Annotated in this window: 10 protein-coding genes; 4 read left to right on the top strand and 6 right to left on the bottom strand. The window is 75.3% G+C overall.

The genetic code is table 11. The features are described from left to right. Positions 1-266: 266 nt before the first annotated feature. The gene (locus ACSNOC_RS24965) at positions 267-653 is read right to left on the bottom strand and encodes a hypothetical protein (protein ID WP_436749823.1); all 387 of its coding nucleotides are present in this window, start codon (positions 651-653) and stop codon (positions 267-269) included. Positions 654-1,006: 353 nt separating this feature from the next. Here ACSNOC_RS24965 and ACSNOC_RS24960 point away from each other — a divergent pair, with 353 nt between their 5' ends. Then, the gene (locus ACSNOC_RS24960; protein ID WP_436749822.1) at positions 1,007-3,151 is read left to right on the top strand and encodes an NACHT domain-containing protein; all 2,145 of its coding nucleotides are present in this window, start codon (positions 1,007-1,009) and stop codon (positions 3,149-3,151) included. Here the strand turns inward: ACSNOC_RS24960 and thpR are convergent. Further along, positions 3,061-3,681 (bottom strand): RNA 2',3'-cyclic phosphodiesterase, encoded by a 621-nt coding sequence (gene thpR / locus ACSNOC_RS24955; protein WP_436749821.1) that lies wholly within the window; start codon positions 3,679-3,681, stop codon positions 3,061-3,063. The genes ACSNOC_RS24960 and thpR overlap by 91 nt on opposite strands. A gap of 73 nt (positions 3,682-3,754) precedes the next feature. Here thpR and ACSNOC_RS24950 point away from each other — a divergent pair, with 73 nt between their 5' ends. Together ACSNOC_RS24950 and ACSNOC_RS24945 are read left to right on the top strand one after the other, a co-directional pair. After that, positions 3,755-4,186: an archease gene (locus ACSNOC_RS24950; protein WP_436749820.1), complete on the top strand. Its 432-nt coding sequence runs from the start codon at positions 3,755-3,757 to the stop codon at positions 4,184-4,186. 81 nt (positions 4,187-4,267) lie between these two features. After that, positions 4,268-5,698, top strand: a complete 1,431-nt coding sequence (locus ACSNOC_RS24945; protein WP_436749819.1) for an RtcB family protein — start codon at positions 4,268-4,270, stop codon at positions 5,696-5,698. A gap of 172 nt (positions 5,699-5,870) precedes the next feature. On the opposite strand, the gene ACSNOC_RS24940 is transcribed toward ACSNOC_RS24945, so the two are convergent. After that, complete coding sequence (locus tag ACSNOC_RS24940) at positions 5,871-6,689, bottom strand: lysophospholipase (RefSeq protein ID WP_436749818.1); 819 nt, start codon at positions 6,687-6,689, stop codon at positions 5,871-5,873. Positions 6,690-6,882: 193 nt separating this feature from the next. On the opposite strand from ACSNOC_RS24940, the gene ACSNOC_RS24935 reads away from it, so the two are divergent. Then, positions 6,883-8,418: an AMP-binding protein gene (locus ACSNOC_RS24935; RefSeq protein ID WP_436749817.1), complete on the top strand. Its 1,536-nt coding sequence runs from the start codon at positions 6,883-6,885 to the stop codon at positions 8,416-8,418. A gap of 17 nt (positions 8,419-8,435) precedes the next feature. On the opposite strand, the gene ACSNOC_RS24930 is transcribed toward ACSNOC_RS24935, so the two are convergent. The 3 genes from ACSNOC_RS24930 to ACSNOC_RS24920 all read right to left on the bottom strand — a co-directional run bounded on the left by ACSNOC_RS24930 (position 8,436) and on the right by ACSNOC_RS24920 (position 11,285). Beyond that, positions 8,436-9,083, bottom strand: a complete 648-nt coding sequence (locus ACSNOC_RS24930; RefSeq protein WP_436749816.1) for a response regulator — start codon at positions 9,081-9,083, stop codon at positions 8,436-8,438. Then, positions 9,071-10,216: a GAF domain-containing sensor histidine kinase gene (locus tag ACSNOC_RS24925; protein WP_436749815.1), complete on the bottom strand. Its 1,146-nt coding sequence runs from the start codon at positions 10,214-10,216 to the stop codon at positions 9,071-9,073. The genes ACSNOC_RS24930 and ACSNOC_RS24925 overlap by 13 nt, the downstream gene beginning before the upstream one ends. Before the next feature lie 70 nt (positions 10,217-10,286). Next, on the bottom strand, positions 10,287-11,285 hold the full coding sequence (locus tag ACSNOC_RS24920; RefSeq protein WP_436749824.1) for an acyl-CoA desaturase: 999 nt from the start codon (positions 11,283-11,285) through the stop codon (positions 10,287-10,289). Positions 11,286-11,320: the final 35 nt, after the last annotated feature.

Here is an 11,320-nt window from a genome sequence, read left to right as displayed (position 1 = left end):
CGGCGGTGGGCCGGGCGACGGCGGCGGCGCGGGCGTCGGGCCCGGCCGGGGACCGGGCACCGGGCCGGGCTCGGGGCCGCCGGGATCCGGCGGCGGCGTCGGGGTCGGCGGGACGGGATCGGGTCGTGGAGTGGTCATCGTGGACACGCCTCCGTAGTCGGACGGGGTTCCCGCCCCGGGTGCCCCACGGCTCCCGCCGCGAAACAGCGGCCACGGGGCGTGCCCGGCTGTGCCCGGCTGTGCCCGGTCCGTCACGGACCCCGGGATCAGGCCCCCCCGAACATCGCGCCGCACATCGACCTCAGCTCCTCGTCGTCGAGGTATCCCAGCTCGGCGCCCAGCTCGCACGCCTCCGGGGTCCCGCTGGACGGCGACGGCGACGGTGACGGCGAGGGCGAGGGCGAGGCCGGGGCAACCGGCGCGGGGGCCGCCCCGCGCGGGGCCGGGGACGACGCCCGGCCGGTGGCGGAGCCGGACGGCGACGGCTCGGTCAGGCCCTCCGTGAACGGCTCCTGCGACGGTGACGGTTCCGCCTCCGCCGTACGCGGCGCGGCGGGCGGCGGCTCGGCCCCGGTCCCCGCCGCCCCGGTCGTGACACATCCGGCCGACGTCCCGAGCACGGACAGGACAACGGCCACCAGAACAGGACGCATACGCGGCATGACGCCTTCAACGACCCCAGCCCCCACGCCGGTACGACCCCGTCCCCGATGATCACCCACCCGGACCAGCACCGTTGGCCCGGAGTCAGGAGCCGGGCGTCCGGCCGACGGAACCGGCCCCGGTCCTCGACCCCGGCGACCGGCCGGTATCGCCGCAAACGCCCTCCCGCGCACGCGCTGCCGTGGCATACTCCGTCCCCCGGTGGGGAGTTGGGGGCAAGCGGCTGCCGAGGGGGCGTTCGTTGAGCGGTGTCGGGAGTGCGGAGAGAGCCGTCGCCTGTGTCGTCGCGTGGCTGGCGGCGGGACGGGGCGGTGAGGGTGGCGGTGACGGTGGGGAGCCGGCCGTGGGGCGGGTGTACGAGCTCGTCGCGGAGCGGCTGGCGGGGGAGCCCGCGCTGCGGCGCGTGGCGAGCGGGGAGGAGGCCCGGCGGAGCCTCGTTCGCGCCGTCGGGGAAGCGCTGGCGCGCGACGCGGCGTTCGCCCGGCGGCTGGACGAACTGCTCGACGGGCCGCTCCCGTTCCCCGGCGGTGCCGTCATCAGCGCGCGGGACGGCTCCGTCGCCGCCTGGTCCATCGATTCCGTCCACACCCACACGCACACCCACGTCGCGCAGACACCCCTCGACAGACGCGCCCAGGCCCTCGCCCGGCAGGTCCTGGCCCAGGAGGAACGCGAGTGGAAACGGCTGGTCGGCGGCGACCTCAAGCCCATCGACCTCGCCTACACCTACCTGCCCGAGCCCGGCCGCAACGCGGGGAACGCCGCCGAGCGGGGCAGGCAGGTCGCCGCCCGCGAGACCGTTCCCGACATCGCCGCCTACTACCGCCGCATCACCCCTCGCCGCCTTCTCATCACCGGGGCCCCCGGCGCGGGCAAGACCGTCCTGGCGCTGGACCTGATGATCGCCCTCATCCGGCCCCCCGGCGAGGCCGCCCCCCGGCTGCCGTACGAGCCGGTCCCGGTGCGGCTGCCGCTGTCCGGGTGGGACACGGACGAGCCGCTGCGCGGCCACCTGACCGACCGCCTGATCAGGGCGTTCGGCCTGTCGCCCGCCCACGCCCGCGAACTGGTCGACGAGCGCCGGATCCTGCCGGTGCTGGACGGTCTGGACGAAATGGACCCGCCGCTCCCCGACGGCACGCCCGACCCGGCCGCACCCCGCGCCCGCGCGGTGCTGTCGGCGCTCAACGACTACCAGGACGGCCTCCAGGCCGCCCCGGTGATCCTGCTCTGCCGCACGGGCCACTACGAGGTCCTGCGCGACGGGCCGCTCCGCGACGCCACCCGCGTCGAGATCGCCCCCGTCGCGCCCGACGACGCCCGCGCCTACCTCACCGACCGGGCGAAGGACCCCGCCCGCTGGGAGCCGCTGCTGCGGGCGCTGCGCGACGAGCCGGACGGAACGCTCGCCCGTTTCCTGTCCACCCCGTGGCGGCTGTGCCTGACCGCCACCGTCTACGAGGCCGGCGGCGACCCGGCCGGACTGCTCGGGTTCGCCACCCCCGCCGCGCTCGACGCGCACCTGCTGGCCCGTTACGTCCCGGCCGCCACCCGCCTGCGCGCACGCCCCGGCTACCCGGCCGAACGCGTCCACGCCTGGCTGCACCGGCTCGCCCGCCAGATGGACGACGAGGGACACCCCGACATCCAGCTGCACCGGCTGTGGCCGCTGCCCGGCCGGAAACGGGTGTGCGTCGCGGACGGCCGGGTGGCCACCGCCCTCTGCGCGCTCGGCACTCCGTTCGCCCTGCTGGCCCCGACCCCGGACCGGACCGCAGCCGCCCTGCTCATGGTCCTCACCTCGGCGCTCTTCACCTCCTGGACGGTCGTCCACGAGAACGTGAACCCGCCGTTCGTCCTGCACCTGCGGCTGCTGCTGAGCGTGCCGCACCGGCGCGGCCGGGCGGTCGCCGGCGCCGCGGCGTCGGTCGCGCTCGGGCTGGGCTACGGGCTCTTCTACGGGTACGCGGAGGCGGACCGCTGGGCCGGGCTCGCGCTCGGGCTGGGCCTCGGGGCCGCGCTCGCGGGCGTGCTGGTGCTCGGTTCGGGCTTCCTGACCGGCCTCGTGGGCCCGCCGCCCCGGGCCGCGAGTCCCCGGGACGGCGTACTGGACGACGCCTTCCGGGGGCTGCTGGGCGGCCTGTGCTTCGGCGGCGGTGCCGGGATCCTCTTCGCCGACCGGGGCGGGTGGGCCTACGGCATGGCGGAGGGCGTGTCCTGGGGCATCGGGATGGCCCTGACGCTCGGCGCCGCCGGCCGCCGCTACGCCGTGTTCACGCTGTGCGCCCGGCGCGACGGGCTGCTGCCGCTGCGGCTGGGCGCCTTCCTGGACTGGGCGTGCGAGGCCGGGCTGATGCGGCTGTCCGGCCCGGCGTACCAGTTCCGGCACGGGGAGCTTCAGCGCTGGCTGGCCGAGCATCCGCCCGGCGCGGTGCCGTCACCGTCGTCGCCACCGCCCGCCAGTGCCCAGGAGTCCACCGTCTCGTAACGCGGGCGCTCGCCCGCCTCACCCGCCACCGGCAGATGGCTGCGGACCAGGTGGAACGCGGACGCCGTCCACGCGCCGCCCGCGAACTCCCCGAGCGCCGCCGCGAACGGCCCGAGCCCGACGCGCGTCCGGCCACCCCGCGCCAGGGTCACGTGCGGGTGGTACGGGCGGCTCTCCGGCATGGGGACGCCCGCGCGGCGGGCGGCGGCCGAGGCCGTTCCCGCCAGCCGCCGCAGCACGTCCGTCCCGCCCGTGACGCCCGCCCACAGCACCCGGTCCGCGAACCGGCCGCCGCCCGCCAGCCGCAGCTCGGGCGCCGGGTGGCGGGCGGCGCCGCGCGCCAGGCGGGCGCGCAGCGCGGGCAGCGCCGCATCCGGCACCTCGCCGTAGAACGCGAGCGCCAGGTGCCAGCCCGCCGGGTCGGTCCAGCGCAACAGGTCCGCGCCCGGCAGGCCGTGCAGCGCCCGCACGGCGGCGGCCAGCTCGGCCAGGGCCGGGGCGGGCGGGACGACGGCGGCGAAGAGTCTCATCGGGTCCAGTGTCCGTTCTCCGCCTGTTCCGTGCCGGTTCGCGCGTTCTGTCCCTCCGGCCGACCATGGAGGGGTGGAAGAGCGGCGATCAGGACACCGGGGCGTTCCCCACACCGCCGACCTGCGGGTCGAGGCGTGGGCGCCGACGCGTGAGGAGTGCCTGGCCGAGGCGGTGCGCGGCGTCGTGGAGGCGTTCGCGGACGTGTCCGGCGCGGCGCGCGGTGACGGGCGTCCGTGGGAGACGACCGTGCGCGCCGACGACGACGCGGATCTCCTCACCGGGCTGATGGACGAAGTCGTCTACCGGCTCGACGCGGCGGGGGAGGTCCCCCTCGACGTCAGGGCCGAGGCCGTGCCCGGCGGCGTGCGGGCCGTCTGGCGGACGGCGGACGTGAGCGCGCTGCCGCTGGTCGGGGCCGTGCCCAAGGCCGTGACCCTGCACGGGCTCGCCTTCGGCCCCGGGCCGGACGGCGACTGGCGGTGCTCGGTGACGCTGGACGTCTGACGCGGCGCACGGCGCACCCGGCGACGCGGAGAACCGGCGCGGAGAACAGACGCGGAGAACCGGCGCGGAGAGGAGACGGTCGTGGAGCTGGAGCTGATCGAGGAGGGCCCCTGCCGCTACGGCATCCCGCGGCGGGAGGGGATGCGCGTGCCCGGTGTCGTCTTCGCCAGCCCCGCGCTGCTGCCGTCCGTCGCCGGCGACCAGGCGCTGGACCAGGTGGTGAACGTGGCCGCGCTGCCGGGCATCGTCGGCGCCTCGTACGCCATGCCCGACGTGCACTGGGGCTACGGCTTCCCCATCGGCGGCGTCGCGGCGACCGACGTCGACGCGGGGGGAGTCGTCTCGCCGGGCGGCGTCGGCTTCGACATCTCCTGCGGCGTCCGGCTGCTGGCCGCCCGCTGCGACCGTGACGAACTGGCGCCCCGCCTGCACGAGGTGATGGACGCCCTGGGCCGGACCATCCCGCGCGGCGCGGGCCGCGGCGCGGTCTGGCACCTGGGGCGCCGGGAGCTGGCGCGGGTGCTGGCCGGGGGCGCGCGGTACGCGGTCGGCAGCGGCCACGGGGTGGAGCGCGACCTCGCGCGCTGCGAGGACGGCGGCGCGCTGCCCGGCGCCGCCGCGGCGGACGAGCTGAGCCACCGGGCGCTGGAACGCGGCCTCGGCCAGCTGGGCAGCCTCGGCTCGGGCAACCACTTCCTGGAGGTGCAGGCCGTGGACGCCGTCTACGACGAGGACGCCGCCCGCGCGATGGGGCTGCGGGAACGGCAGGTGTGCGTGATGATCCACTGCGGCTCGCGCGGGCTGGGCCACCAGATCTGCACCGACCACGTCCGGACGATGGACGCGGCCATGCCGCGCTACGGCATCCGGGTGCCGGACCGGCAGCTCGCCTGCGTGCCGGTCGGCTCCCCGGAGGGCACGGCGTATCTGGCGGCGATGGCGGCGGCGGCCAACTACGCCCGTGCGAACCGGCAGTTGCTGGCCGAGGCGACCCGGCGGGCGTTCGCGCGGCACGCCGGGGGCACGGAACTGGACCTGGTGTACGACATCTCGCACAACCTGGCCAAGATCGAGACGCACGCGGTGGACGGCGCCCGGCGCCGGCTGTGCGTCCACCGCAAGGGCGCCACGCGCGCGCTGCCGCCGGGACACGCGGACCTGCCGCCGGACCTGGCCGGCACCGGCCAGCCGGTGCTGATCCCCGGCACGATGGGCACCGCCTCGTACGTCCTCGCCGGCCGCCCGGACGGCGGCCACGCGTGGCACTCCACGTGCCACGGCGCGGGCCGGGTGCGCAGCCGCCACAGCGCGGCCCGCGAGGTCCACGGCGGACGACTGCGCGCGGAACTGGAGGCCGCGGGCGTCGCCGTCCGCGGCTCGACCGCCCGCGGTCTGGCGGAGGAGGCCCCCGGCGCGTACAAGGACATCGACGAGGTGGTGGCGGCGAGCGAGGAGGCGGGCCTGTGCCGGAAGGTGGCCCGCCTGGTCCCGATCGGCGTCGTGAAGGGCTGAGCCGGACGCCGCGCCCGGACGGGCCGGGGCGGCGCCACGTGCTCGCTGCCGTCCGGCCGGGCCGCTTCCGGGGGGCCGATGGGTGGGGACAGGGGCGGTCCCGACCCGGTCGTCCCACCGGCCGCCGAGGCCGGTCCGCCCGCCTCGGTCCGCCCGCCCCGAGCCGTCGTCGTCAGGCCGTCGTCGTCAGGGCGCGGTCGATGAAGCGGAGGGTGTCGGTGAGGACCTCGTCCTTGTTCGTCTCGTTGAAGATCTCGTGCTCGGCGCCCGGGTAGACGATCTCGGTCAGGTCCGTGCCGCGGATCGCCTCGATGCCGGGGCGGGTGCCGGTGATCGGGACGATGCGGTCGGCGTCGCCGTGCATCCACAGCACGGGGAGCCTGCCCAGGTCGCCGCCGGCGCCGATCGTCGCGAACGCCCGCCGGATCGCCTCCAGCGTGGGCCGCTTGAACCTGCCGTGCCACACCAGCGGGTCGGCGGCGTACGCCTCGCCCACCGCGGGGTCGCGGGACAGGGCGGTCGGGTCGATCGGGACGTCCGGCATCTCGGGCAGCGCGAGCAGCGCGTCCAGCGCGGCCCACGAGCCGACGAGCGGGCCGGAGAGCACCAGGGCGGCCAGCTCCCGCCCGTACCGCTGGGCGTAGCGCGTGGCGATCAGGCCGCCCATCGAGTGGCCGATCAGCACCACGGGAACGTCCGGGTGGTCCGCGCGGGCGCGCCCCGCGACGGTGTGCACGTCGGTGACCACGGCCTCGTAGTCCTCGATCAGCACCCGCTCACCCGCCGACTTCCCGTGCCCCATGTGGTCGGGCCCGTACACGGCGGCGCCGTGCGCCACCAGGAGGTCCGCCACGTGCTCGTAGCGCCCGATGTGCTCGCCGTAGCCGTGGACGAGGAGGGCGACGAAACGGGGCTGCTCCCGCGGCCACTCCCGTACGACGATCTCGCCACCGCCCGCGCCGGTGAAGGTGTGCTCGCGTGCCTCCGCCATCTTCTCCTCCAGAGTGTCCGACCCAGACCTGGTCCCGGGAAGCGAGGCGAGCGTACAGTTCGGAAACATTGTTCGGCAATGCCGAACACCTTGCTTCCGCGCCCCACCCATTTGGGGGTGTTCGCCACCGCCCGTTCATGGCCCGATAAGCGCACGGCAACAACCCCAAGAGCCACAGAAGACGGAGGCCGACATGTTCGTGCCGTTCAGTGTCCGCGATTTTCTTGATCGCGCCGTCACCGTGTACGGCGCGCGCACGGGGGTGGTGGACGAGCCCGCGCAGCCCGCCGAGTCCTGGGGCGACCTCACGTACGCCCGCCTCGGCGAGCTGGCCGCCGCACAGGCCGCCGGGCTGGACGCGCTCGGCGTCGGGCACGGCGCGCGGGTCGCGGTCGTCTCGCACAACAGCGCCCGGCTGCTGGCCTCCTTCTTCGGCGTGGCCGGGTACGGCAGGGTGCTGGTCCCGGTCAACTTCCGCCTCAGGCCGGACGAGATCGCCTACATCGTGGAGCACTCCGGCGCCGACGTGCTGCTGGTCGATCCCGAACTGGCCCGGCCGCTGGCCGGGTTGCCCGTGAAGCACCGGTTCACCCTCGGTGCCGAGGCCGACGCCGAGCTGTACCGGTTCGGCGTGGCCCCGATGCCGTGGGACGCCGACGAGAACGCGCTGGCCACCATCAACTACACGAGCGGCACCACCGCCCGCCCCAAGGGCGTGGAGATCACCCACCGCAACTCCTGGGTCAACGCCGTCACGTTCGCCCTGCACGCCGGGGTCACCGACCGCGACGTCTACCTGCACACGCTGCCGATGTTCCACGCCAACGGCTGGGGCATGCCGTTCGCCATGACCGGCCTCGGCGTCAAGCAGGTGGTGCTGCGCAGGATCGACGGCACCGAGATCCTGCGCCGGGTCGCGGACCACGGGGTGACCGTGATGTGCGCGGCCCCGGCCGTCGTCAACGCCGTGCTCGCCGCCGCCCGCGAGTGGGAGGGCGAGATCCCGGGCCGCGACCGGGTGCGCGTCATCGTCGCCGGCGCCCCGCCGCCCACCACCACCATCGCGCGCGTCGAGTACGAACTGGGCTGGGAGTTCATCCAGATCTACGGCCTCACCGAGACGTCGCCGCTGCTGACGATCAACCGCAGCCGCGCCGAGTGGGACGGCCTCGACGTCGAGGCCCGCGCCGAGAAGCTGGTCCGCGCCGGCACGCCCGCGCTGGGCGTCACCCTGACCACCTCCGACTCCGGCGAGGTCCTGGCCCGCTCCAACGTGGTGCTGCGCGGGTACTGGCAGCAGCCGGAGGCCACCGAAACGGCCCTGGCGGACGGCTGGTTCCACACCGGCGACGGCGGGACGATCGACGAGGAGGGCTATCTCACCATCAGCGACCGCAAGAAGGACGTCATCATCAGCGGCGGCGAGAACGTCTCGTCCATCGAGGTCGAGGACGTGCTGTTCGCGCACCCGGCCGTGGCCGAGGCGGCGGTGATCGGGGTGCCGGACGAGAAGTGGGGCGAGACGGTCAAGGCCCTGGTGGTCCTCAAGCCGGGCTTCGCGGTCACCGAGGACGACCTGATCGCCCACTGCAAACGGCGGCTCGCCGGGTTCAAGGCGCCCACCTCCGTGGAGTTCCGCCTCGAACTGGCCCGCACCGCGACCGGCAAGCTCCAGAAGTACAAGCTCCGCCAGCCGTACTGGGCCGGCCACGACCGCCAGGTCAACTGACCCGGCCCGCCGGGTCCTTACAGCAGCTGCTCCTGGCCGGCGCGGGCGACCGCCTCGACGCGGTTGTGGGCGCCGAGTTTCGCCATCGCGCTCTGGAGGTACGCCTTCACCGTGTTCCGCTTCAGCCCGAGTTGTTCGGCGATCTCCGGGTTGGTGCGGCCCACCGCCACCCATCGCAGCACCTCGTACTCGCGGGGCGTCAGCCCGGTGCGGGCCAGGGCCTCGGCCACCCGGCCGGCCGTGTCGTTGCCGAGCCGTGGGTCGACCACCCGCACGCCGCTCGCGATCCGGTGCAGGGCCGACGCCAGGTCGGTGATCGAGGAGTCCTTCAGCAGACAGCCGTCCGCGCCGCCCGCGAGCGCCGCCGGGAGCGCCGCGTGCTCGGCGTACGCGGTGAACAGCACGATCCGCACGCCCGGCACCCGCGCCCGCAGGGCGCCGATCGCCTCGGTGCCGAGCATGTCCGGCAGCCGCAGGTCCAGCAGCACCACGTCCGGCTCGACCTCGGTCGCCACCCGCAGCGCCTCGCGCCCGGAGCGGGCCGTGCCCGCGATCACGATCGTCGGGTCCGGGCGCAGCAGGAGCTGCACGCCGCCCGCCACCACCGGGTGGTCGTCCACGACGAGCAGCCGCAGCGGCGTCTCGCGCGTGCTCACGGCAGCCACGCCCGCACCGTGAGGCCGCCCTCCTCGTCGGAGACCACGGACAGCGAGCCGCCCAGCCGCTCCAGCCGCTCCCGGGCCGTCGGCAGGCCCCGCCCGGAGGACCAGGCCGGGTCGGGCCCGGTGTCGCTCCAGCCGACGCCGTCGTCCGCGACGGCCAGGCTGACGCCGCCGTCGACACCGGCCAGGCTCACCACCACCGACGACGCCCGCGCGTGCTTCTCCACGTTCAGCAGCGCCTCCCGCGCCACCGCCACCAGCGCGGCGCGCCGCCCGGCGTCCAGCTCCGGCGCGGGCGTCACCACCACGCAGCGGGCCAGGATCCCGGTCCGCGCCCCGAACGCCTTGCAGTCCGCGACCAGCGTGGCGTGCAGCTCCTGGCGCGGAGCGGTCTCGTCCAGCCCGGCCAGCGACTCCCGGAACAGGGAGGCCGCCTCCGCTATCCGCCGCTCCACGCTCCGCAGCCGCGCCGTCACCTCCGGGCTCAGGCCCGGATCGGTCCGCAGGTCCCGCAGTTCGGCACCGGCGGTGAACAGCATGGCGCCCACCGAGTCGTGCAGCCCCGCCGCTATGCGCCCGCGCTCGGCGGCCACCGCCGCGTCCGTGCGCTCCTCCAGCCGCTCCGAGACGTAGAGCCGCTCCGCGCCGTCGTCCGCGATCTCCTGGAGCCGGGTGATGGCGTCGTCGCCGAACCGGGCCGGCCGCCGCAGCCCCACGTAGAGCACGCCGGTGAACTGCCCGCCGAAGCGCATCGGCAGCGCCAGCAGCGCCCGCAACCCCTCGGCGGAGACCGGCGCGTCGAAGTCGTGCGTGATCGTGCCGCTGAGCACGTAGTCCTGCACCCACACCGGCCGCAGCAGGGCGGCGGCCTTGCCGCCCAGGCCCAGGCCGCGCGGCACCACCAGGTCCCGCAGGCTCTCGCCCTCCACGCCCGCCAGCCCGCGCAGCACGACCTCGTCGCCGCGGCCGGGATCCCCGACCAGGCCGACGTCCACGCCGCCGGTCCCGCGCGCCGCCTCCGCGATCCGGCGCAGCAGCGCCATCCGGTCCAGGAGCAGGGCCAGTTGGCGTCGCTCGTCGATCAACTCATCGAGCGTGCCCGACGAACGCAGCGCCGCGTCGACGTCCTCGTCCATGGCACGAGCCTCGCACACCGGGCACGGCCCGCACCACAGCGTTCACCCGCGGGGCCACCCCCGCGCCGGCTCACCGATCGCCGTTGTCCGCCGGGGACTTGGGCTCCGCCGGGGACTTCGGCTCCGCCGACTTGGCGGCGAGGCGGCGTTCGTCCGGCCACCGCACGTCCGTCACCCAGCCGAGCTTCTCGAAGAGCTGGATCAGGCGGGCGCTGGAGTCGACCTGCCCGCGCAGCACGCCGTGGCGGGCGGAGGTGGGGTCGGCATGGTGGAGGTTGTGCCAGGCCTCGCCGCCGGAGAAGGGCGCCAGCCACCACACGTTGCCGGACTTGTCGCGGGACTTGAACGGCCGCTCACCCGCCATGTGGCAGATGGAGTTGATCGACCAGGTGATGTGGTGGATCAGCCCGATGCGGACCAGTCCGGCCCAGAAGAACGCCGACCAGGCCGCGCCGCTGTCCCAGGTGCCCTCGCCCCACAGTCCGCCGATGACGGCGGGGGCGCCGAAGGAGAAGAGCACGAGGGGCAGTTGCAGGTTCCGGATGAGGATCAGGTCGCGGTCGGCGAGCAGATCGGGCGCGTAGTGCCGCTCGTTGGTCTTCTCGTTGTTGAACGTCCAGCCGATGTGCGCCCACACCATGCCCTTGATCAGCGCGGGCACGGACGTGCCGAACCGCCACGGCGAGTGCGGGTCGCCCGGCTGGTCCGCGAACTGGTGGTGGCGGCGGTGGTCCGCGACCCAGGTGATGACGTCGCCCTGGATGGCCATGGAGCCGATCACCGCCAGCGTGATCTTCAGCGGCCGGTTCGCCTTGAACGACTTGTGGGTGAACAGCCGGTGGTAGCCGACCGTGACGCCGTGCGTGATGAACACGTAGAACACGGCGCCGATGACCAGGTCGTGCCAGGTGACGCCCCAGCCCCACAGGACGATGACGGAGGCGATGACGGCCAGGAACGGGACGCCGACGAAGATGCCGACGATCACCCGGTCACGCGTCCCCATCGGATCGCCCCACAGGGCGTCGGGACCGGAGCCGGGACCGGGTGTGGTGGTGGACTGAGCCATGGAACCCCTCCAGGGGGCGAGGGTGGGGGTGAGGG

The sequence above is a fragment of the Streptomyces sp. URMC 129 genome, assembly GCF_051386415.1.
GTDB lineage: Bacteria > Actinomycetota > Actinomycetes > Streptomycetales > Streptomycetaceae > Streptomyces.
Note: the sequence above shows the minus strand (reverse complement) of the source record. Positions and strands in the feature narration are given on the sequence as shown.